This is a genomic window from Bradyrhizobium sp. ISRA442 (assembly GCF_038085055.1).
Classification (GTDB): domain Bacteria; phylum Pseudomonadota; class Alphaproteobacteria; order Rhizobiales; family Xanthobacteraceae; genus Bradyrhizobium.
On sequence record NZ_JALGCN010000017.1, the window covers coordinates 135907 to 156994 of the forward strand.

Consider the following 21088-nt stretch of genomic DNA (forward strand, 5'->3'; position numbering starts at 1 on the left):
TGACGTGACCCCAATTGACCTCCTGAGTCGGTCTCGGCAGTTTGGGCTACGATTATTGCTTTCCCAGCCATTCCCCCATGTTCACCGTCACCAGCCTCTGGATTCCCTTCACCATCATTGCCGCGCTCGGGCAGGTTGCGCGCAATGCGATGCAGCGATCGCTCACGAAGCCGCTGGGCACCTGGGGCGCGACCAATATCCGCTTCCTGTTCGGCTTCCCGTTCTCAGTGCTGTTCTTGGGCCTGGTGCTGATCGCCTCCGGCGATCATCTCAGCATGCCGCCTGCCGTGTTCTGGCCGTGGCTGCTGCTCGGCGCGCTCAGCCAGATCGTCGCCACCGGGCTGATGCTGCTCGCCATGAACGACCGCTCTTTCGTGGTGACGACGGCTTACCTGAAGACCGAGGCGATCCAGACAGCGATCTTCGGCTTCATTTTCCTCGGCGATCACCTGACCTGGCTGAAGGTGCTTGCGATCGTGATCGCGACCGTCGGCGTCGTCATCACCGCCCTCAGGCCGGACGGCGGGAAGAGCTTTGCCGAGTTGAGGCCGACCATCACCGGCCTCGTCGCGGCCGCGGCGTTCGCCTTGTCCGCGGTCGGCTTCCGCGGTGCCATCATCACGGTGCCGAACGTGTCCTTCGTGACGGCCTCGTCATTCACGCTGGTGCTCGGCTTGTTCGTGCAGACGCTGGTGCTGACCATCTACCTGCTCTGGCGCGCGCCGAAGGTACTGCAGGCGATCCTCGGCCTGTGGAAGCCGTCGCTGCTCGCGGGCTTCATGGGCGCCTTCGCCTCGCAGTTCTGGTTCTTGTCCTTCGCGCTGACAGCCGCGGCCAATGTTCGCACGCTGGCGCTGATCGAGGTGCTGTTCGCGCAAGGCGTGGCGTATTACTCGTTCAATCAGCCGATCGCGCCGCGAGAGATTTTCGGGATCGTCCTGATCGTGATTGGTGTGGCGCTGCTGGTGGGTGTGTAAGTCTCTCAGCCGCCGTCATGCCCCATGACGAGAAGCGTGACCGTCAGTTCCGATCTTCCGGCAGCGTCGGCAGCGGCGAGACCTCGATGCCTTCGTCGATCAGCGACTTGGCCTCCTCGGGCGAAGCCTCGCCGTAGATCGGACGGTGCTCCTTGTCGCCATAGTGCATCGCGCGGGCTTCGTTGGCGAAGCGTTCGCCGACATTGTCGGCGTTCTTCACGATGTGATCGCGCAATTCCTTCAGCTTGGCGCGCAGCTCGCGCTCCTGCGCCATCATCAGCGAGGTCGGACCGGATTGCGCAGCCTCAGGCGTCGTCGTGCTGGCGGGCTCTGGCGGCGGCGTGGCGGGTCCACGGCCCTTCTTGCCGACGATGCGCGGCGCCATGATCGCCTTGTCGACCTTGGCTGAGCCGCAGATCGGGCAGGTCACGAGCTTGCGCCTGACCTGAGATTCATAGGCGGACGAGCTCTGGAACCAGCTTTCGAAGTCGTGGTGCTGGTTGCAGCGGAGCGCGTAGCGGATCATGCCGATCCCCGCACGAGGTGCAGATGGTCCGGTCCCGCCTTGGCATCGGCGACGCCGAAGCGGCGGCCGTGCTGGAGGGAGGGGATCGCCCTGCGTGCCGTCTCGACCTTGGCCGGATCGATCTTCGCCATGATGATGCCGGGCTCGACGTCACCCTCGGCGATAATCTCGCCCCAGGGGTCGATGATCAGCGAGTGGCCATAGGTCTCGCGTTTGTTCTCGTGCAGGCCGGCTTGCGCGGCGGCGAAGATGAAGCAGCCGGTCTCGATCGCGCGCGAGCGCAGCAGCACGTGCCAATGCGCCTCCCCGGTCTTGCGGGTGAAGGCGGACGGCACGGTGATGAACGACGCGCCGGCTTCCGCGAGCGCGCGATAGAGCGCCGGAAAGCGCACGTCGTAGCAGATCGTCAGCCCGACGCGACCCCAGGGCAGATCCGAGATCACCGCCGTCTCGCCCGGCTGATAGTTGGCCGATTCGCGATAGCTCTCGCCGTCGGGCAGCTCGATATCGAACATATGGATCTTGTCGTAGCTCGCGAGCACGTTGCCTTCGGGCCCGATCAGGAACGAGCGGTTCACTGCCTTCTCCGGTGAGAAGCGCAGCGTCAGCGAGCCGACATGCAGATGGATCCTCAGCTCTGCCGCGAGCGCCTGATAGGCCTTCAGCGAAATGTCGTCCTCTTCGCTCTGCAGGTGCTCGAACAGCGCCTTGCGGTTAAGCTGCATCATGTTGCTGACTTCGGGCGTCTGCACGTAATTCGCGCCGGCTGCCGCTGCCTGCCGGATCAGCTTGCTCGCCTGTTCGAGGCTCGGCTCAGGCAGAAGGCCGGTGCGCATCTGCACCATGGCGGCGGTGAAGCTGCGATCTTGAGCTTGATTCTGGCTCATGAAACCGTCCTGACGCTCTCGAGCATGGCGTCGAGCCTGCCTGCGCGGTCCAGCGCATAGAGTTCGTCGCAGCCGCCGACATGGGTCTTTCCGATCCAGATCTGCGGGAACGTCGCACCAGCACCCGCGCGGTCATACATCTCCTGGCGCCACGACGAATTCTTGGCGATATCGAATTCGATGAAGATCGCCTTCTTGCGGGTCAGCAGCGACTTGGCTGCGGAACAATAGCCGCAGCCCGGCCTCGTATAGATCTCGACAGCAGCAGTCATGTCGTCTGGCGCTCTCATGTCATGAATTTCATTGAATTATATGGGACGCGGCCCACTCTCGACAACCCGGGCGAAGACCAGCAGATCTACCTGGGCGGCTTTGGCGCGGAGCAGGGCGCGCGCGCAGGCATCGGCGGTCGCACCTGAGGTCAGAACATCGTCGACCAGGACGATGCGGCGGCCCTGGATCTCGGCCTGGAGGTCGGCAGATACCTGGAATGCGCCCTGCACATTGGTGGCGCGCTGGGCCCGCGACAGGCCGATCTGTTGCTCGGTCGCGCGCACCCGACGCAGCACGTCGCCCCTGACCTTCACGCCGCTCTGCCGCGCGATGATGCGCGCGAGCGCCCCGGACTGGTTGTAGCGGCGGCGCCAGGCTCGTTGCCAATGCAGAGGAACGGGCACGAGCATATCGGCGCCGGCGAGGAGCTCGCCGCCTGCGCGCGCCATCCAGCGGCCCATCGCGGGCGCGAGATCGGTGCGGTCCTGATATTTCAGTGCGTGCACCAGCGTGCGTGCGACGTCGTCATAGCGCACGGCCGCCCGCGCCCGCTGGTAGGCCGGTGGGCTCGCGATCGCCTCCATCGACAGCATGTCGGGGCCGGGATCGTAGACGAAGGGAATGCCGAGACGTGGACAGTAGGGCCGTTCAATGAACGACAGCCGCGACCAGCAGGCCGCGCACACGCCCTCACCATCGACCGGCTCGCGGCAGGACACGCACAGGGTCGGCAGCGCGATGTCGAGCGCAAGCCGTGCCGCGCGCGACAATGCGTGGCGGCCGGCCATCCACGCGGCCCGCAGAGGCGCGGAGATGGAACGGGAGGGGGCGCTTTCGGCTTCCATAGGCGCAAGGCTAGCTCCGCACGCACCGGATTGCCAGAACGACAGGGATCGGCGTAACCAGCGACATGGCTCAAAACCCGCAAAATCCACCCGCCTTGTTCGATCGCGCTTTGCTCCACGCGAGGCAACAGCGCGCGCGGGCGCAAGGGCCGGTCAGCTTCCTGCTCGACCGGGTGGATGAGGACATGTCCGACCGGCTGGCCGCGGTGATGCGCGAATTTCGCGCGGCGGCCGACCTCTGGACGCCCGGCGATGGTCTGATGGCCCTGCGTCCGCGGCTGCCTTCCATCGAGCGGATCGCACTCGATGCGACAGGCGCAGAGAAGCTGCCCTTCGCGCCCGAAAGTCTCGATCTCGTCGTCTCTGCGCTGGCGCTGCAATTCGTCAACGACCTTCCCGGCGTGCTTGCGCAGATCCGGCGTGCGCTGAAGCCGGACGGCTTGCTGCTGGCGGCGATGGTCGGCGGCGACAGTCTGACCGAGCTGCGCCAGGCCTTTGCCGCGGCGGAAGCCGAATGCGAGGGCGGCGTGTCGCCGCGCGTGGCGCCGTTCGCTGACTTACGCGACATCGGCGCGCTGCTGCAGCGGGCGGGCTTTGCGCTGCCGGTCACCGATGTCGATCGCGTCGTGGTGCGCTACGCCAACGCGTTCGCCTTGATGCAGGATCTGAGGCGCATGGGCGCGACCAACGTGCTGGTCGAACGGCGGCGCAAGCCGGCGCGACGCGCGACGCTGCTGCGTATGGCCGAGATCTACGCCGAGCGCTTCGCCGATGCGGACGGCCGTATCCGCGCGACGTTCGACATCATCTGGCTCTCCGGCTGGGCGCCGCACGCGAGCCAGCAGCAGCCGCTGAAGCCCGGCTCGGCGAAGACGAGCCTGGCGGAGGCGGTGAAGAAGGCAGGGAAGACTTGACCCTCATGGTGAGGAGGCGCGTGAGCGCCGTCTCGAACCATGCAGGCCCCACTCTCGCCGTGCGGCCATCCTTCGAGACGACCGCGGAGTCTGTCATCGGGCCGCGCGAGGCGCGGACCCGTTAGCGGTCTCCTCACATCAGCAAATCGATCAAATGCGGGATCAGCGGAATATCCGCCGGCGGCATCGGGTAGTCGCGCAGCTTGTTGGCGCGGACCCAGGCGAGGTTCTGGCCTTCGCGCGCCGTTACGAGACCGTCCCAGCGCCGGCAGATGTAGAGCGGCATCAGGAGGTGGAAGGTCTCGTAGGCGTAGCTCGCAAACGTCAGCGGCGCCAGGCACGGCTCGGCGACGGTGATGCCGAGCTCCTCGTGCAATTCGCGGATCAGGCTCTGCTCCGGCCGCTCGTCGGGCTCGAGCTTGCCGCCGGGGAATTCCCAGAGGCCGGCGAGCGCCTTGCCCTCGGGGCGCTGCGCGATCAGGACGCGCTTGTCGGCGTCTACAAGCGCGCAGGCCACCACCAGTGTCAGTTTGAGATCGGCCATGGGAGAAGACTCAGGACCGGTAATCCCCGTTGATCGCGACATACTCCTTGGTGAGGTCGCAGGTCATGACGCGGTCGCGGCCCTTGCCGAGGCCGAGCGAGACCTTGATCGCGATCTCCGGGGCCTTCATCGCCTCCGACACCTGCGCCTCGTCGTAATCGGGATCGCGCGCGCCGCTCTTGGCGACGCGGATGCCATTGAAGGAGATCGACAGCTTGTCGCGGTCGGCGGGCTCGCCGGCCTTGCCAACCGCCATCACCACGCGGCCCCAATTGGCGTCCTCGCCGGCGATCGCGGTCTTGACCAGCGGCGAGTTGGCGATCGACATTGCGATCTTGCGTGCGGAAGCCTTGGTCTTGGCGCCGTCCACCGTAATCTCGACCAGCTTGCGCGCGCCCTCGCCGTCGCGGGCGACCTGCTCGGCGAGATTGGCGAGCACGCCATGAAACGCCTTGATGAAGGCCTTTAGCCGTGGATCGCTGGCGCGGCTGATCTTCGGCGCGCCGTGCGCCGCCGCGGCACCCGTGGCGAACGCCAGCAGCGTGTCCGAGGTCGAGGTGTCGCCGTCGATCGTCACCGCATTAAAAGTGTCCTCGACGCCGCTCTTGAGCAGCGCCTGCAGCGCGGCCGGCGCGATCGGCGCGTCTGTGAAGACAAAGGACAGCATGGTCGCCATGTCAGGGGCGATCATGCCGGCGCCCTTGGCCATGCCGTTGATGGTGACCTTGGCCTTGCCGAGCTTCACGGTCGCGGTCGCGACCTTCGGGAAGGTGTCGGTGGTCATGATCGCCTTGGCCGCGCCCAGCCAGTCGGAGGGCTCGGCGGCCTCAGCGAGGCGTGCCAGCACCCCGTCGAACTTGGTCGCGTCGAGCGGCTCGCCGATCACCCCGGTCGAGGCCAGGAAAATCTCGCTCTCGCTGCAGCCGACCGCCTTGGCCGCGATCTTGGCCGTGAGCGCGGTGGACGCGCGGCCGGTCTTGCCGGTGAAAGCATTGGCATTGCCGGAATTGACCACCAGCGCGCGCGCCTTGCCGCCCTTGAGCTTGGCGCGGCACCATTCCACCGGTGCGGATGGGCATTTCGATTTGGTGAAGACGCCGGCGACCGCGGTGCCCTTGTCCATCACCGCGAGCAGCACGTCGGTGCGGTTCTTGTAGCGGATGCCGGCCTCGGCCGTCGCAAGACGGATGCCTGCGATCACGGGCATGTCGGGAACGTGCTTTGGGGCGAGCGGGGAGACGGAGGAGGACATCGCGGGGGCGCCTTGGTGGGTCTGGATAAGCAGATGCCCGGCACGAGGCCGGGCATCACGATGCTTAGATACTATCGGCGTCAGCGAAGTGACAGCGATTTCTCACTTCTTCGCCGGCGGCGCCATCTTGCTGTCGGAGGACTTGGCCGCGTCAGCCGGCTTGGCGTCCGACTTGGACGCGTCCGCAGCCGGCTGGTCCAGCCGCTCGACCTTGGCTTCGGCGCGGAGCTTGGCGACATAGTCGGCCTGGGCCTTGCGGGTGACGTAGTTCTCGATCTGGGGCTTGACCTGGTCGAAGTCCGGCGCCTTGCGATTGCGCTTCTCCTCGACCTTGATGACGTGCCAGCCGAACTGCGACTTCACTGGGTCGGAGATCTTGCCCGGCTCGAGCGCGAAGGCGACCGCCGAGAATTCCGGCACCATCTGCTCCTTGGTGAAGAAGCCGAGGTCGCCGCCGTCGGCGGAGCCCGGATCCTTGGACTTCTTCTTGGCGAGCTCGGCGAAATCGGCGCCCTTGTCGAGCTCGGCCTTCACCGCCTTGGCTTCGTCCTCGGTCTCGACCAGGATGTGGCGCGCGCGCACCTCCTGCTCGCCGGTGATCTGCTTGGAGGCCTCCTCATAGACCTTCTTCATGGCGTCGGGGGTGGTCGCGGCCTTGCCCTCGCCGGCGAGCAGGCTGTCCATCAGGAGGCGGTTGCGGGCGAACGCCAGGCGCTTCTTGAACTCATCGCTGTCGCCGATCTTCTTGTCCTCGGCGGCCTTGGCGACGATCTTCATGTCGATCAGGAAGGCGAGCACGTTCTCGTCCTTGGTCGCCGGGTCCATCTGGGCGAGGCTCGGCCCGAGTTCCTCCTCGGCCATGGCGACGTCGCTCTTCTTGATTTCAACGCCATTGACCTTCGCCAGTACCGGATCGTCGGCGGCCCGGAGCGGGCCCGCGAACGCCAGGGTCAACGCCAAGCACGCTACCAAGCCGAAGCAGCCGGCCAGGGCGGAGGCATGGCGGAAACGCTGGCCGGTGGTTACCGGGAACGAAGTGGTCATGGAAAATCCTTATGTTGAAGCAGGGGGCTGCTCGAGCGGGGCGGACACTCGCCCAATCAAGGGGGCTTGGCAACGCGAAAAGTCTGTCAAAATGATGAATTAGCTGAAAGCCGCCCGCCGTTGACAAGGCTCCGACCGGGCCATATCTCTGGCCGGTCGCGTCCATGGCGATGGCGTTTATTTTGCTGCGTTTTTGGCCGTTGAACCCAGACTTGCTCAATTCCCACCCATATGGCGGATGACCCCCGCAGGCCGGGCACTGGCTCCACGAGGCGTCACGGTGAGTTGATAGGCAATTGGGTGACAACCTCTTGGCTGCAACGCGGTTGAATCGCGAACACAGGAATTAGGCATGATCGGCGCGCTCGCCCGCAAGTTTTTCGGCTCCGCCAACGACCGGCGGGTGAAGGGATACCAATCCCGCGTCAACGCCATCAACGCGCTGGAACCTGAAGTCTCCAAACTCTCCGACGAGGCCCTGAAGGCGCGCACCGCCGAATTCAAGCAGCAGCTCGCCGACGGCAAGACGCTCGACGACATCCTGGTGCCGGCCTTCGCCACTGTGCGCGAGGCCGCCAAGCGCACGCTCGGCCAGCGCCATTTCGACGTCCAGCTCATCGGCGGCATGGTGCTGCACGAGGGCGACATCGCCGAGATGAAGACCGGTGAAGGCAAGACGCTGGTGGCAACGCTTGCGGTCTACCTCAACGCGCTCGCCGGCAAGGGCGTCCACGTCGTCACCGTCAACGACTACCTCGCCCGCCGCGACTCCGGCTGGATGGGCCAGATCTACTCTTTCCTCGGCCTCACCACCGGCGTGATCGTCCATGGTCTCGACGATGCCGAGCGCAAGGCGGCGTATGCCTGCGACATCACCTACGGCACCAACAACGAATACGGTTTCGACTATCTGCGCGACAACATGAAGTACCGGCTCGAGGACATGGTCCAGCGGCCGCACTTCTTCGCCATCGTCGACGAGGTCGACTCCATCCTGATCGACGAGGCGCGCACGCCGCTGATCATCTCCGGACCGCTCGACGACCGCTCGGACTTCTACAACACCATCGACACCTTCATGCCGCAGCTTACGAAGGTGACCGACTTCGAGGTCGACGAGAAGCAGCGCACGGTGACGCTGACCGAAGGCGGCATGGAGAAGCTGGAGACGATGCTGCGCGACGCCGGCCAGCTCAAGGGCGAATCGCTCTACGACGTCGAGAACGTCTCCGTCGTGCACCACGTCAACCAGGCGCTGCGCGCGCACTCGCTGTTCACCCGCGACAAGGACTACATCGTCCGCGACGGCGAGGTCGTGATCATCGACGAGTTCACCGGGCGCATGATGCCGGGCCGCCGCTATTCGGAAGGCCTGCACCAGGCGCTGGAGGCCAAGGAGCACGTCGCGGTTCAGCCCGAGAACCAGACGCTGGCCTCGATCACCTTCCAGAACTACTTCCGCATGTACGAGAAGCTGGCGGGCATGACCGGCACGGCGGCGACCGAAGCCGACGAATTGTTCGACATCTACAAGCTCGAGGTCGTGGAGATCCCGACCAACCTGCCGGTGGCGCGCCTCGACGAGGACGACGAGGTCTACCGCACCCAGAAGGAAAAATACGGCGCCATCCTCGCCGAGATCGAGCGGGCGAACGCGCGGCTGCAGCCGGTGCTGGTCGGCACGGCCTCGATCGAGAAGTCGGAAGTGCTCGCCGAATTCCTCAAAGCGAACGGCTACAAGCAGATCGATTTCGGCAAGGAGCATGCGCTCGACAAGCTCTATGCCGCGGCGCGCTCCGGCAAGCCGGCCAAGCTGTTCGCGGTGCTGAATGCGCGCTTCCACGAGCAGGAAGCCTACATCGTCGCGGAAGCCGGCGTGCCCGGCGCGATCACGATCGCGACCAACATGGCCGGCCGCGGTACCGACATCAAGCTCGGCGGTTCGCTCGAGATGCGCGTCCAGCAGGAGACCGCCGGAATTACGGACGAGGCCGAGAAGGCCAAAAAGATCGAGCAGATCAAGGCCGACATCGAGCACTTCCGCGAGATCGTGCTGAAGGCCGAAGAGACAGTCGAGATCGAGCCGGCGAAGGGCGCCAAGCCCGCCAAGACCGTGAACAAGCCGGGCGGCCTCTACATCATCGGCTCCGAGCGCCATGAATCCCGCCGCATCGACAACCAGCTCCGCGGCCGTTCCGGCCGCCAGGGCGACCCCGGCCGCTCGAAATTCTTCCTGTCGCTGGAAGACGATTTGATGCGCATCTTCGGCTCGGATCGCCTCGACAGCATGCTGCAGCGTCTCGGCCTCAAGGAAGGCGAGGCCATCATCCATCCCTGGATCAACAAGGCGCTGGAAAAGGCGCAGCAGAAGGTCGAGGCGCGCAACTTCGACATCCGCAAGAACCTCCTCAAGTTCGACAATGTCCAGAACGACCAGCGCAAGGTGATTTTCGATCAGCGCGTCGAGCTGATGAAGGACGAGAGCGTCGCCGAGACCGTCGCCGACATGCGCCACGCTTTCATCGAGGACCTCGTAACGAAACACGTGCCCGAGCATGCCTATGCCGAGCAGTGGGACGTCGCGGGCCTCAAGGAGGAGCTGAAGCGCGTGCTCGATCTCGATCTGCCGGTCGACGACTGGGCCAAGGAAGAGGGCATCGCCGACGAGGAGCTGCTCACCCGCATCGAAGACCGCGCCGACGAGCACATGGCGGCCAAGGTCGCGCAGTGGGGTCCCGACGTGATGCGTTACGTCGAGAAGACCATTCTCTTGCAGACGCTCGACCATCTCTGGCGCGAGCATCTGATCATGCTCGATCATCTGCGCCAGGTCATCGGCCTGCGCGGTTACGGCCAGCGCGATCCGCTGCAGGAGTACAAGACCGAGGCCTTCAACCTCTTCCAGGAGATGAGCGCCCACCTGCGCGAGGCCGTCACCGCGCAGCTCATGCGGGTCGAGATCATCCCGCCGGAGCAGGAAGCCCCCATCCTGCCCGCGATGGAAGCGCACAAGCTCAATCCCGACACCGGCGAAGACGAAATGGCCTTCGCCAACGTCACCCTGGCCCCGCAAGCAAACACCGTCTCCGCCGCCCAGCGCGACCCGAAGAACCCGGCATCCTGGGGCAAGATCGGCCGCAACGAGGACTGCCCGTGCGGCAGCGGCAAGAAGTACAAGCATTGCCACGGGCGGTATGCCTGACGTTCTTCGCCTCTCCCCGCCTGCGGGGAGAGGCCGGGATGCGCGCTGAAAGCGCGGATTCCGGGTGAGGGGGACTCTCCACGAATCCAATTCTCGCCGTCTCGGCGAAGGCGGCCTCGATCTCCGCTCCGCTCCCTCCCCCCTTGCGGGGGAGGGCCGGGGAGGGGGTGCCACACGGCACACTCTCTCAATTGAGCATGTCCCGCGCGCACGATCTGCTCGACTACGGGATGGACCTTTTCCTGGGCCACCCCCTCCCTAGCCCTCCCCCGCAAGGGGGGAGGGAACGCAGCATGCGTGAGGCGATACATCGCATCTCACTCCCACCTTCATCTTCCAGACATCACATCGCGATCCCGCGGCGCGTTCGCGCCCGAGCTTTGCATCACTCTCTCGCCCCTCAAACGGAAGGGCGCAGGGAAGACCGGGCACCGACTGGCACCCATGGGCCCCTGTGCAAATGCTTGGGATAGACGCTCACAGGGGAAGCACAGGTACAGCCGAAATGCCCGGCCTTCCCTGCGCAGTGGTTGGAACGGCTTATGTCGCGCTCTCCCCGGGGAGCGATGCACTATTGCCCCCCGTCGCCTCGCAGATTGCTGATGCGCGCACCCGGTCGGGCCGCAACATCACCGCAAGACTTGACGCACAGGCTCCGGGCGCCAGGACCACGCGATTTTGCCGTACGCGAGCAGCGCCTGTCGTAGCGCGCCGGCCAATCGCTCACGGGGATTGACCCGCCCTGCAATCACCGAACCGCCAACGCCGCCCGCGTCCACCGCAACCCACCCCACGAACCGTGACGATCGCGACCCGCCCCTTCCGGAGGGATGAGATGCCGTGGAGGATGCAGGTGTTTCGGGGTTCGGGTAAAGAGAATTATCTTTATCCGAAGGGATTGATTTTGGAGGAGGCGGGTGTTTTGCCCGACGGGTCAGGCAAGTACTACCTCGGCTCGGCGGTGTACGTCGTCGGCGTCATGAGAAGCTTGTCTTCAAGCGGCGGAGCTATTTCGAACATCTGCGCGCTGTTGCGGAAATGAAAGACCCGCCGGATCCGGTACACGTCGCTTCGTTCTGCAGCAACGTCGGCCTCTCGCCTGGTGAGCCAAAACGCTGTCCGTTCGTGCCCGCACGTCGTCTTGATCTCCAGTAGCCGCTCTTGGCCATTAGGCTCGAAGGATCGCACGTCGTAGCCATATCCGTCGCCGTCTAGGTCCGAGACCCATCGAACGTCGGCGGCAAGGTCGTCACGCCCAGCTCGCCGCAGGCGATCGCGTTCGAACTCCACGACGAATTTCTCGCCGGCCCTCCCCAACTCACGATTTCTGGCGTCTCGCTCAGCCGGATCGAACTTGCCGACCAAGCGGCGAATGGCTGGCGTCAGCATCTTATCCAGATCGGCGAAAGATGGCGGAGGAACGAAGATGGCTTCGTCATTGAGCTCCATCGGTTGAGTATCTGTGCTCGTGGGGTAGAGAAAGCCCGGCTCTCGCCCGACGTTGCGCTCAACTGCCGCCACCAAGGCGTCTTGATAGTGCGCCAAGGGCTTGTAGCCCTTGATCCATTGTGTCCCGAGCATATCCAGAACGGCGGAGATGTTCTGCAGCTTGCGCTCGATTGATCCTTCAGACCGGCGGACGGTCTTCATGAGCTGTCGCCGGTTCTCCGCCTTGCTGTAGCGGATGCCGGCTCTTTCTGAGGCCAACATCCCGAAATAGCTGTCGACAACAGCAGAGATCTCGCTCTCCGTCCAAGGTGTCCCAGCAATCGCTTCGGCGTGCTCACGGTCCAAGTCTCAACCTCTCAGACTCGGAGCGTATCGGGGGTTAAGCTGAGCGCAATGCAGGCGGATGCAGAGATGCCCCATTCCACACATGGGCCATTTGTATCGCCCGCCTACTTCACTGCCCCAAACCGGCTGTCGAACGAGTTCGACGACACCACCGGCGCGGCGCCGGCCATCTGCGCGTCCTTGCTGCCGGCATCAGCCGCAGCAGCCGACACCGATGGCTTGAGCGCGGGACGCGTCGCAGCAACCTTCGTCTCTGCCGGCTTCGCCGGCTCGGCGGGTTTTGCAGTTGCGGTCGCCTTGTCCTTGGACGCGTCGTGGTGGCCCGGCACGAATCGCGTTACTGCGGCCTTCAGTCTGGAGGTTGCCGTGGTAGGCGTTGTGGACGTGGTGGCCGGAGGGACAGACGCGGTGGCTTGCGGCGGCGATGTGGTGGCCGTCGTGTCGGCGGTGCCCATGCCCATCTTGCGGGCGAGGCCGGAGAAGAAGCCGCCGCTAGAGGATTTCTCAGCGGGCGCGGTTGAGGCCGGCGCGGCTGCGGCGACGCGGGTATTGGTGGCGGGCGCGGCGACTGCGACGACGGGCTCCTGGCTCGGCGAGGCGGCGACCGGCTCGAGGTTCGGCTTCGGCGGATTGACGGTGCCGGGGATCGTGCCCGGTGCTTTCGCCATCGCCAGCATCCGCAGGGTCGAGCCTTCGGCGCCCTCCGACAGGCCGGTCGAGCCTTCCGGAATCTTGGCGGCAAAGATCTTGTTCATGCCGCCGTCGATGCCGGTGTTCATGCGCGCAACCGGCGTGCCCTTGGCGACGAGCTTGTTGTACTCGGCCTGGTCGCGCTCTTCCTTTTGGCGCACGGCACTGGCGATGTCCTCGGGGATCACATAGGCCGGGCATTTGGCCGAGGCGTCGAACACCGGATCGCGCTTGGCGTCCGCTGGCCTCGCGGCATCGAAGACGTACTTCTTCTCGCAGAAATCGACCTTCGGCTCCTGCCGCGTCACCTCGAAATGATCATAGCCTTCCTTGATCATCTTCCAGAAGGCCATGTTCGGATTGTTGCGGTGCCGGGCCATGTTCACCGGCGTCATCTTGAACGGATAGGCCTGGAGCTGGAACGCCTTCTGGCCGCCGAAGAAGGATTCGCGCCCGAGCGAATAGATCTCCGCGATCTGCTCGTCGGTCATCGCGTAGCAGCCGCGCGAAGAACAGTCGCCGTGCACCATGAGCTGCGAGCCGGTGCGCCCCAATGCCTTGTCGAACGCGTTCGGATAGCCGGTGTTGAAGGAGAGGTAATAGGCCGACTGCGGATTCATCTGGCTGGGGTTGATCGAATAAAACCCTTCCGGCGCCTGGCGGTCGCCCTCGCGGACCTTCGGACCGAGATCACCCGACCAGCGGCAGATCGGATAGGTCTTGAGCAGCGCGAACTGGCCACTTCGGGTCTGCTTCCAGACCTCGAGCTCGGCCTCCTGCTTGAACAGGCGGATCAGGATCGGCGATTGCAGATCCATGTCCTTCTCGGCCATGGCGGCGACGAGCTTCGGCGGCACCGGCTGGTTGGCCTTGGCGTTGGTCGCGAGCGAGACCTGATCGGTATCGCAGCCGGCCAGCAACACGCTGGCCGAGAGCGCAACCGACGCCAAGAGCGCGCGAGCAAGCGAGCTAGAAATCAAGACGGACCCCACACCGTGCCGGGCAAGGAGCGCAAACCCCGTTTCTTTGGAGCATGGCCTGACCGGACGTCCGGACCCGTTTTTGGCGGGCTTTTCTTCAGACCACGCTCCAGCGCTTATGCCCTGAAGCCATTGATTAAAATTCTAACCTCCGGAACCAAGGGTCGCAACCCGAGCGGGGATCACGAGCCCGTTGGCCGATAGGCATGGTCAACAGAGACTAAACTTGGACGCCAGTTGGGCCTTCCGGCCAAAACACCACTGAGATCGCCGATTTGGGCAAAAAAAGGGTTAATGCGGGGTTACCGGGGGCCTGCTTCACCTCTCCCTACGGGAGGGGTGACCCTGGGGCTGCACCTCAATATCCCATCGCGGTCTAAAAGGGGCCCGAATCAGCCCAGCTTCCGGCCAATATCGAGGAATTTCTGCCGGCGCTGCCTGCGGATCGCGTCGGCGTCGAAGTTGCGCAGCTCGTCAAAGGCCTTGGCGATGGCCTCGCCGGTGGTGGCGATCATGGCGGCGGGGTCGCGGTGGGCGCCGCCGACCGGCTCTTTCAGGATGGCGTCGATCACGCCGAAGCGGAGCATGTCCTGGGCGGTGATCTTCATGTTGTTGGCGGCCTCCTGCGCCTTGGTGCCGTCGCGCCAGAGGATGGAGGAGGCGGCCTCGGGCGAGATCACGCTGTAGATCGCGTGCTCCATCATCAACACCTTGTTGGCGGTGGTGATGGCGATCGCGCCGCCCGACATGCCCTCGCCGGTGATGATCGCGACGTTCGGCACGCCCAGCGACAGGCACGCATCGGTCGAGCGCGCGATCGCCTCGGCTTGTCCGCGTTCCTCCGCGCCGATGCCAGGATAGGCGCCGGCAGAATCGGCGAGCGACAGCACGGGCAGTCCGAACCGCTCGGCCATCTCCATCAGTCGCACGCATTTGCGGTAGCCCTCGGGGCGCGCCATGCCGAAATTGTGCTTGATGCGGCTCTCGGTGGAATCGCCCTTCTCCTGGCCCATCACGCAGATCGGCTCGCCGCGGAAGCGGCCGAAGCCTGCGACCAGCGCCTCGTCCTCGCCGAACTTGCGGTCGCCCGCAAGCGGGGTGAACTCGGAGATCAGGCCCTTGATGAAATCGGAGAAGTGCGGCCGCTGCGGATGGCGCGCGACCAGCGTCTTCTGCCATGGCGTCAGGTTCACATAGAGGTCGGCCAGCGCCTGCGCCGCCTTGTCCTCGATCCGTCCGATCTCCTCGGCGATGTCGGTGCCGGAGGCCGCAAGCGCGCGCAATTCGTCGACCTTGGAGTCGAGCTCGGCGACGGGCTTTTCGAAGTCGAGGTAGCTGCGCATCTGGTCTTGCATCAACTCAATATAAGGAGGACGGGGCGGAGCGGCGAAGCGGATTTCAGATCGCGGAAAGAAGTGTAGTTTCTTCAATGAGTTGGCTTGTGCGCTCTGAACGCCCGCCAAATCACGCGTGAGGCCACGGCTCTTTCTGCGGAGATGTGGCCGAAGTCAAGGCGGTTTCATCGTCCTCTCCGATGGAGCTCTCGTGTCCCGGACGCGCTACGTTCGGGGCACGGGACCCTACTTCTCCGCCAGCGGGTGCAGGTCGCGCACCAGGCTCTTCAGGCGCTCCTCGACCACATGGGTGTAGATCTGGGTGGTGGAGATGTCGGTGTGGCCGAGCAGGGTCTGCACGATGCGCAGGTCCGCGCCGTTATGCAGGAGGTGGCTGGCGAAGGCGTGGCGCAACACGTGCGGGGAGACGAGGCGGGCCTGCAGGCCGGAGGCGACCGCAAGCTCCTTCAGGTCGCGGGCAAAATGCTGCCGCGTCAGATGCCCGCTCTCGCCGAAGGAGGGGAACAGCCATTTCGAGGCGGCGAGGCTGTTCTTCTTCTCGCCCTTGGCGGCCTCGGTGGCGGCGAGATAGTCGGCCATCGCCTGGCGCGAGGCGTCGTTGAGCGGCACCAGCCGTTCCTTGTTGCCCTTGCCGCGCACCACGATCATGCGGGCATCGCGCTTGGCCGCCGAGCGCGGCAGCGCCACCAGTTCGGAGACGCGCAAGCCGGTGGCGTAGAGCACCTCGAGCAGGCAATAGAGCCTCAAAGAGCGCAGCCGCTGTGACGCCGACGCATCCGCCGCCTCGCTCATTTCCTTGGCGCGGGAGAGCATGCGGTCGACATCCGCTATCGACAGCACCTTCGGCAGGCCGCGGCCGCGTTTCGGCCCGGACAGGATCGCCGCGGGATCATCGGTTCGGATGCGTTCGTTCAGCAGGAAGCGATAGAGATGCCGCATCGCCGACAGCCGCCGCGCGACGCTGGAGGATTTGAAGCCGCGGCCGTCGAGATCGGCGAGATAGTCGCGCAGGACTTGCGTCTCGGCATCGGTGAAGCTGTGGCCGACGCGGGCCAGAAACTCCGAGAAATCGGTGAGGTCGCGGCGGTAGGCATCGAGCGTATTGGCGCCGGCGCCCTGTTCCGCCGCGAGCATGTCGAGGAACAGGCCGATGAGCCTGGCATCGGAGGGCTTGTTGGTCGAAGGCTTGTCGGTAGAAGGCTTGGCGCGCATGCCCGCAAGCCTAGCTGCTATTTCTTGAGAAATTTGTCAGGCGGGATCGTCACCGTCATTTCCCGCGGCTTGGGCGTGACGAAGTTCGCCAGCGCGAAGATCACGCCATAGAGGATGCCGGCGATCACGGCGACGACCGTCAGGAACCGGAACAGGCTGGGCATCGAGCGAGGTCTCGCGGCGTGGCAAATTAACCAATGAAATCATCCAACATGTTCGCCGTTTCATAGCAAGAGTCCTCTGGCGAGGGCCGCTTGGGGGGTAGTATAGGTGGCCGGATGTCGCATCAGGCGGCAGATTGAGCGAGGGACATGTCCGACGCCGCGTTGCCAGCACTGGGTTCGCCTGAGGCCGAGATTCTGTCGGCGCTGGGAACACGCTCGCTCGTGCTGGTCGGCATGATGGGGGTCGGCAAATCCACCATCGGCCGGCGCCTGGCGGCGCGGCTCAAGCTGCCCTTCATCGACGCCGACACGGAGATCGAGGCAGCGGCCGGCATGACCATACCGGAGATTTTCGAGCGCCATGGCGAGCCGCATTTCCGCGACGGCGAGGCGCGTGTGATCGCGCGGCTGCTCGACGGCGGCCCCCTGGTACTGGCCACCGGCGGCGGCGCCTTCATGCGCGAGGAGACGCGCACCCGCATCGCCGCCAAGGCGGTCTCGATCTGGCTCAAGGCGGACCATGACGTCATCATGCGCCGCGTGCGCCGCCGTGCCGACCGTCCGCTGCTGCAGACCGCCGACCCCGAGGGAACCGTCACCCGCCTGCTCACCGAGCGCGAGCCGGTCTACCGCAACGCCGATATCACCATCGCCTCGCGCGACGTGCCGCACGACAAGATCGTCGAGGAGTGCATCGAGACGCTGCGCGCCCATCTCGGCGGGCGGGCCCAGTTACCCCCTGATGTCGCGAGTGCCGCACGATGACCGCGCCGCTGAAACAGTCTGATCCCGTGTTCGTCGACGTCGCGCTCGGCGATCGCGCCTATGACATCGTCATCGGCCGTGACGTGCTTGCCTCGCTCGGCCCGCGGGTCGCGGCCTTGCGCCCCGGCGTGCGCACCGCTGTTGTGACCGATCGCATGGTCGCGAAATACTGGTTAGAGCCCACTGAGGCGTCGCTGGCCGCGGCCGGCATTCCGACATCGCGCATCGTTGTCGAGGAAGGCGAGATTTCCAAAACCTACGCCGGGCTCGAAAGGGTCAGCGAAGCGCTGATCGCGGCAAGAATCGAGCGCAACGATCTCGTCATCGCGCTCGGCGGCGGCGTGGTCGGCGATCTCGCCGGCTTTGCGGCCGCGATCCTGCGTCGCGGCGTCGATTTCGTGCAGGTGCCGACCTCGCTGCTCGCGCAGGTCGATTCCTCCGTCGGCGGCAAGACCGGCATCAACTCGCCGCAGGGCAAGAATCTGCTCGGCGCCTTCCACCAGCCGGTCCTGGTCATCGCCGACACCGCTGTGCTCGACACGCTGTCGCCGCGGCAGTTCCGCGCCGGCTATGCCGAGGTCGCCAAATACGGCGTGCTCGGCGATGAAGCCTTCTTCACCTGGCTGGAGAAGAACCACGCGGACATCTTCAAGGGCGGTTCGGCGCGCGAGCATGCGATCGCGACCTCCTGCCGCGCCAAGGCCGGCGTCGTGTCGCGCGACGAGCGCGAGACCGGAGAGCGCGCGCTGCTCAATCTCGGCCACACCTTTGGTCACGCGCTGGAAGCCGCGACCGGCTTTTCCGATCGTCTGTTCCACGGCGAGGGCGTTTCGATCGGCATGGTGCTGGCGGCGCAGTTCTCGGCGAGGCTCGGCATGATCGGCGAAGCGGATGCGGCACGCGTCGAGCGTCACCTGTCCGAAGCAGGCCTGCCGACGCGGCTGCAGGACATCGCGGGCTTTTCGCAGGAAGGGCTTGCCGATGCCGACGCGCTGATGGCGCTGATGGCGCAGGACAAGAAGGTCAAGCGCGGCAGGCTCACCTTCATCCTGCTGGAGGCGGTCGGACGCGCTGTCATCGCCAAGGATGTCGAGCCGGCGCTGGTGCACGATTTCCTCAAAGAGAAGCTCGCGCACAAGGCCTAAGGGCACGGCTGAACGGCTGTCGAGGAGTGCATGGACTGGCTCGGACTCTCCATCGTCGTCTTCTGCCTCCTGATCTCGGCGTTCTTCGCCGCGAGCGAGACCGCGCTGACCGGCGCCTCGCGCGCCAGCATGCTGCGGCTGACCAAACAGGGCAATCACGACGCCGTAATCGTCTCAAAGCTGATCGAGAACCGTGAGCGGCTGATCGGCGCGCTCCTGCTCGGCAACAACATTGCCAATATCGGCGCCTCCGCGATCGCGACCGGCATCTTCACCACCTGGTTCGGCGAGGTCGGCGTGCTCTACGCGACTGGCGTGATGACGGCGCTGGTCGTCGTCTTCGCCGAGGTGCTGCCCAAGACCATCGCCATCAACGCGCCGGACCGGCTTGCGCTGGCGGTGGCGCGGCCGATGCGGCTCACCGTGTTCATTCTGGGGCCGGTGCTCTCGGTGGTCGAGACCCTGGTGCGGATCTTGATGCGGCTGTTCGGCGTCACCATCGGCGAGCATCAGGCGATCCTGTCGCCGACCGAGCGCCTGCGCGGCGCGGTCGACCTCCTGCACCATGAGGGCAAGTTCGAGAAGCACGACCGCGACATGCTCGGCGGCCTCTTGGACCTGCGCGAGCTCCAGGTCTCCGACGTCATGATCCATCGCACCGAGATGATGATGATCAACGCCGACCTGCCGGCGGAGGAGCTGGTGCGGGAGGTTCTGGCGACCGAATACACCCGCATCCCGCTCTGGCGCGACAAGCCGGAGAACATCATCGGCGTGCTCCACGCCAAGGATCTTTTGCGCGCGATAAGGGCATCGGACGGCGACACCTCGCGCATCGATGTTTCCACCATCGCGCTGCCGCCCTGGTTCGTGCCGGAGATGCGCCCGGTCTCCGAGCAGCTCAAGGCCTTCCGCCGCCGCAAGACCCATTTCGCGCTCGTCGTCGACGAGTACGGCGAAGTCGAGGGCCTGGTGACGCTGGAAGACATTTTGGAGGAGATCGTCGGCGACATCTCCGACGAGCATGACGTCGTGGTGGCCGGCGTGCGCGCGCAGCCGGACGGCTCTGTCGTGGTCGACGGCTCGGTGCCGATTCGCGATCTCAACCGCGCGATGGACTGGCACCTGCCCGACGAGGAGGCGACGACGGTGGCCGGCCTCGTCATTCACGAGGCGCGCTCGATCCCCGACCGCGGCCAGAGCTTTACCTTCCACGGCTTCCGTTTCCGCGTGCTCCGCCGCGAGCGCAACCGCATCACCGCGCTCCGTATTTCCCCGGTGCCGCGCGAGGCTGAGATCGAGGAGGCCAAGCCGAGGCGGGCAGGGACGTCGTTCTGACGCTTGTAGGTGTCATGCCCCGCCGGAGCCTGTCATCGGGCTCGCCGAAGGCGAGACCCGGTGGCGGGGCATGACAGTGGAGTTGAATTTAACCTTCGCCGGGCGCCTGCGCGTGGATCGCCAATGCATGCACGCCGCCGGAAAGTTCCGCGGCCAGAGCTGTATTAATCATGCGATGGCGCTCGACCCGGCTCTTCCCTTTGAAGGCATCAGACACGATATAAACACGAAAGTGCGTTTCGCCGCTCGGTCGATGGCCGGCGTGGCCCTCATGCAAATGTGACTCGTCGAGGACTTGCAGGCTTTCCGGCGTGAAAGCTTCCTGCAACTTGTTGCTGATAGTGTCTTTGATAGCCATGTGAGCCATTAAGGTGCGCAATCGCACGTCGTCAATGCCCATAGGCTGCTCCTGGCGGCCGTTCTTGAAAACGCCGAAGCGACGCTTTCGGCTATGGGTTTTGTCCTAATTGCAATGTCAAGACTTGAAGGTTTTTGCATTGCGTAGTCAAAGTCAGCCATGCCGATCGATTCATCCAAATTCTTTGACTCCATTCGCGTCAAGCCGCGAGGCAAGCAGGAAGCGAAGCCGCGCGAGACCGTCGTCAATTGCGAGTGGACTGGCTGCCAGAACAAGGGCACGCACCGCGCGCCCAAGGGCCGCGAGAATTCGCGCGAGTACTGGCACTTCTGTCTCGACCACGTGCGCGAGTACAACCAATCCTACAATTTCTTCTCCGGCATGAATGCCGACGCGGTCGCGCGCTACCAGAAGGATGCGCTGACCGGCCACCGCCCGACCTGGAAGATGGGTGCCAATGGCGGCGTCAAAAAGGGGACGGAAGCCGAGATCGACGGCGCCTTCGATCCGTTCAGCATGTTCGCGGAGATCAACGGCCGCGCCAACTGGCGGCGTGGGCCGGAGGCCCAGCCCAAGGCCGAGACGCGCAAGGTGATGAATGCCGAGCGCAAGGCGCTCCAGGTGATGGGCCTCGGCCCCGACGCCACGCTCGCCGACGTCAAGACCAAGTACAAGGCACTGGTGAAGCAGCACCACCCAGACGCCAATGGCGGCGACCGCTCGACCGAAGACCGCCTGATCGAGATCATCAAGGCGTATAATTATCTAAAGACGGTGGTGAAGGAGGCGTAGGCCCCGGCTGCAGGCCACGCGCTCGCTGCAT

Annotated in this window: 20 protein-coding genes; 7 read left to right on the forward strand and 13 right to left on the reverse strand. The window is 65.0% G+C overall.

The window, feature by feature from the left end:
- Positions 1–77: 77 nt before the first annotated feature.
- Entirely contained in the window at positions 78–977 is a 900-nt protein-coding gene (locus MTR72_RS29160; protein WP_280967838.1) for an EamA family transporter, read from the forward strand.
- A gap of 43 nt (positions 978–1020) precedes the next feature.
- On the opposite strand, the gene MTR72_RS29165 is transcribed toward MTR72_RS29160, so the two are convergent.
- Genes MTR72_RS29165 through MTR72_RS29180 form a run of 4 tightly spaced genes read right to left on the reverse strand, consistent with a single transcriptional unit; the run spans position 1021 to position 3508 of the window.
- Positions 1021–1503, reverse strand: coding sequence for a DUF1178 family protein (locus MTR72_RS29165; RefSeq protein ID WP_280967839.1), 483 nt, complete (start codon positions 1501–1503; stop codon positions 1021–1023).
- A complete protein-coding gene (locus MTR72_RS29170; RefSeq protein ID WP_280967840.1) occupies positions 1500–2390 on the reverse strand; it encodes a carbon-nitrogen hydrolase family protein in 891 nt (296 codons plus the stop codon). The genes MTR72_RS29165 and MTR72_RS29170 overlap by 4 nt, the downstream gene beginning before the upstream one ends.
- Positions 2387–2662 carry a glutaredoxin 3 gene (gene grxC, locus MTR72_RS29175; protein WP_280971175.1) on the reverse strand — a complete coding sequence of 92 codons (276 nt, stop codon included), beginning with the start codon at positions 2660–2662 and terminating at the stop codon, positions 2387–2389. Before grxC ends, MTR72_RS29170 begins: the two co-directional genes overlap by 4 nt.
- A gap of 36 nt (positions 2663–2698) precedes the next feature.
- Complete coding sequence (locus MTR72_RS29180) at positions 2699–3508, reverse strand: ComF family protein (protein WP_341511629.1); 810 nt, start codon at positions 3506–3508, stop codon at positions 2699–2701.
- A gap of 65 nt (positions 3509–3573) precedes the next feature.
- On the opposite strand from MTR72_RS29180, the gene MTR72_RS29185 reads away from it, so the two are divergent.
- Positions 3574–4422 (forward strand): methyltransferase domain-containing protein, encoded by an 849-nt coding sequence (locus tag MTR72_RS29185; protein ID WP_280967842.1) that lies wholly within the window; start codon positions 3574–3576, stop codon positions 4420–4422.
- A gap of 133 nt (positions 4423–4555) precedes the next feature.
- Here the strand turns inward: MTR72_RS29185 and MTR72_RS29190 are convergent, their stop codons facing one another.
- From MTR72_RS29190 to MTR72_RS29200, 3 genes are all read right to left on the reverse strand, one after another.
- Positions 4556–4966, reverse strand: a complete 411-nt coding sequence (locus MTR72_RS29190; protein WP_280967843.1) for a (deoxy)nucleoside triphosphate pyrophosphohydrolase — start codon at positions 4964–4966, stop codon at positions 4556–4558.
- A gap of 10 nt (positions 4967–4976) precedes the next feature.
- On the reverse strand, positions 4977–6218 hold the full coding sequence (gene argJ / locus MTR72_RS29195; RefSeq protein WP_280967844.1) for a bifunctional glutamate N-acetyltransferase/amino-acid acetyltransferase ArgJ: 1242 nt from the start codon (positions 6216–6218) through the stop codon (positions 4977–4979).
- A 102-nt stretch (positions 6219–6320) separates the two neighbouring features.
- Complete coding sequence (locus tag MTR72_RS29200) at positions 6321–7262, reverse strand: peptidylprolyl isomerase (protein WP_280967845.1); 942 nt, start codon at positions 7260–7262, stop codon at positions 6321–6323.
- A gap of 352 nt (positions 7263–7614) precedes the next feature.
- Here MTR72_RS29200 and secA point away from each other — a divergent pair, with 352 nt between their 5' ends.
- Entirely contained in the window at positions 7615–10464 is a 2850-nt protein-coding gene (gene secA, locus MTR72_RS29205; RefSeq protein WP_280967846.1) for a preprotein translocase subunit SecA, read from the forward strand.
- A gap of 945 nt (positions 10465–11409) precedes the next feature.
- Here secA and MTR72_RS29210 read toward each other — a convergent pair.
- From MTR72_RS29210 to MTR72_RS29230, 5 genes are all read right to left on the reverse strand, one after another.
- Positions 11410–12258: a protein NO VEIN domain-containing protein gene (locus MTR72_RS29210; RefSeq protein ID WP_280967847.1), complete on the reverse strand. Its 849-nt coding sequence runs from the start codon at positions 12256–12258 to the stop codon at positions 11410–11412.
- 104 nt (positions 12259–12362) lie between these two features.
- Positions 12363–13928, reverse strand: a complete 1566-nt coding sequence (locus MTR72_RS29215) for a L,D-transpeptidase family protein (protein ID WP_280967848.1) — start codon at positions 13926–13928, stop codon at positions 12363–12365.
- A 392-nt stretch (positions 13929–14320) separates the two neighbouring features.
- Entirely contained in the window at positions 14321–15283 is a 963-nt protein-coding gene (locus MTR72_RS29220; RefSeq protein ID WP_280967849.1) for an acetyl-CoA carboxylase carboxyltransferase subunit alpha, read from the reverse strand.
- A 225-nt stretch (positions 15284–15508) separates the two neighbouring features.
- The gene (gene xerD, locus MTR72_RS29225) at positions 15509–16495 is read right to left on the reverse strand and encodes a site-specific tyrosine recombinase XerD (RefSeq protein WP_280967850.1); all 987 of its coding nucleotides are present in this window, start codon (positions 16493–16495) and stop codon (positions 15509–15511) included.
- A gap of 17 nt (positions 16496–16512) precedes the next feature.
- On the reverse strand, positions 16513–16659 hold the full coding sequence (locus MTR72_RS29230; RefSeq protein WP_280967851.1) for a histidine kinase: 147 nt from the start codon (positions 16657–16659) through the stop codon (positions 16513–16515).
- A gap of 147 nt (positions 16660–16806) precedes the next feature.
- On the opposite strand from MTR72_RS29230, the gene MTR72_RS29235 reads away from it, so the two are divergent.
- Genes MTR72_RS29235 through MTR72_RS29245 form a run of 3 tightly spaced genes read left to right on the forward strand, consistent with a single transcriptional unit; the run spans position 16807 to position 19907 of the window.
- Positions 16807–17424 (forward strand): shikimate kinase, encoded by a 618-nt coding sequence (locus tag MTR72_RS29235; protein WP_280967852.1) that lies wholly within the window; start codon positions 16807–16809, stop codon positions 17422–17424.
- Positions 17421–18569 (forward strand): 3-dehydroquinate synthase, encoded by a 1149-nt coding sequence (gene aroB / locus MTR72_RS29240; protein ID WP_280967853.1) that lies wholly within the window; start codon positions 17421–17423, stop codon positions 18567–18569. Before MTR72_RS29235 ends, aroB begins: the two co-directional genes overlap by 4 nt.
- Before the next feature lie 30 nt (positions 18570–18599).
- Positions 18600–19907 (forward strand): HlyC/CorC family transporter, encoded by a 1308-nt coding sequence (locus MTR72_RS29245; RefSeq protein ID WP_280967854.1) that lies wholly within the window; start codon positions 18600–18602, stop codon positions 19905–19907.
- Between the two features lie 88 nt (positions 19908–19995).
- Here the strand turns inward: MTR72_RS29245 and MTR72_RS29250 are convergent, their stop codons facing one another.
- Positions 19996–20265: a BolA family protein gene (locus MTR72_RS29250; RefSeq protein ID WP_280971176.1), complete on the reverse strand. Its 270-nt coding sequence runs from the start codon at positions 20263–20265 to the stop codon at positions 19996–19998.
- Positions 20266–20424: 159 nt separating this feature from the next.
- On the opposite strand from MTR72_RS29250, the gene MTR72_RS29255 reads away from it, so the two are divergent.
- Positions 20425–21057: a J domain-containing protein gene (locus MTR72_RS29255; RefSeq protein ID WP_280967855.1), complete on the forward strand. Its 633-nt coding sequence runs from the start codon at positions 20425–20427 to the stop codon at positions 21055–21057.
- Positions 21058–21088: the final 31 nt, after the last annotated feature.

Bases quoted from the DNA above. Each gene is read 5' to 3' on its own strand.
- MTR72_RS29190 (WP_280967843.1), bottom strand. From the start codon at position 4,966: ATGGCCGATCTCAAACTGACACTGGTGGTGGCCTGCGCGCTTGTAGAC.
- MTR72_RS29160 (WP_280967838.1), top strand. From the start codon at position 78: ATGTTCACCGTCACCAGCCTCTGGATTCCCTTCACCATCATTGCCGCG.
- argJ (WP_280967844.1), bottom strand. From the start codon at position 6,218: ATGTCCTCCTCCGTCTCCCCGCTCGCCCCAAAGCACGTTCCCGACATG.
- MTR72_RS29170 (WP_280967840.1), bottom strand. From the start codon at position 2,390: ATGAGCCAGAATCAAGCTCAAGATCGCAGCTTCACCGCCGCCATGGTG.
- aroB (WP_280967853.1), top strand. From the start codon at position 17,421: ATGACCGCGCCGCTGAAACAGTCTGATCCCGTGTTCGTCGACGTCGCG.
- MTR72_RS29230 (WP_280967851.1), bottom strand. From the start codon at position 16,659: ATGCCCAGCCTGTTCCGGTTCCTGACGGTCGTCGCCGTGATCGCCGGC.
- MTR72_RS29165 (WP_280967839.1), bottom strand. From the start codon at position 1,503: ATGATCCGCTACGCGCTCCGCTGCAACCAGCACCACGACTTCGAAAGC.
- MTR72_RS29185 (WP_280967842.1), top strand. From the start codon at position 3,574: ATGGCTCAAAACCCGCAAAATCCACCCGCCTTGTTCGATCGCGCTTTG.
- MTR72_RS29200 (WP_280967845.1), bottom strand. From the start codon at position 7,262: ATGACCACTTCGTTCCCGGTAACCACCGGCCAGCGTTTCCGCCATGCC.
- MTR72_RS29180 (WP_341511629.1), bottom strand. From the start codon at position 3,508: ATGGAAGCCGAAAGCGCCCCCTCCCGTTCCATCTCCGCGCCTCTGCGG.
- MTR72_RS29235 (WP_280967852.1), top strand. From the start codon at position 16,807: ATGTCCGACGCCGCGTTGCCAGCACTGGGTTCGCCTGAGGCCGAGATT.
- secA (WP_280967846.1), top strand. From the start codon at position 7,615: ATGATCGGCGCGCTCGCCCGCAAGTTTTTCGGCTCCGCCAACGACCGG.
- MTR72_RS29255 (WP_280967855.1), top strand. From the start codon at position 20,425: ATGCCGATCGATTCATCCAAATTCTTTGACTCCATTCGCGTCAAGCCG.
- MTR72_RS29250 (WP_280971176.1), bottom strand. From the start codon at position 20,265: ATGGCTATCAAAGACACTATCAGCAACAAGTTGCAGGAAGCTTTCACG.
- grxC (WP_280971175.1), bottom strand. From the start codon at position 2,662: ATGACTGCTGCTGTCGAGATCTATACGAGGCCGGGCTGCGGCTATTGT.
- MTR72_RS29220 (WP_280967849.1), bottom strand. From the start codon at position 15,283: ATGCAAGACCAGATGCGCAGCTACCTCGACTTCGAAAAGCCCGTCGCC.
- MTR72_RS29245 (WP_280967854.1), top strand. From the start codon at position 18,600: ATGGACTGGCTCGGACTCTCCATCGTCGTCTTCTGCCTCCTGATCTCG.
- xerD (WP_280967850.1), bottom strand. From the start codon at position 16,495: ATGCGCGCCAAGCCTTCTACCGACAAGCCTTCGACCAACAAGCCCTCC.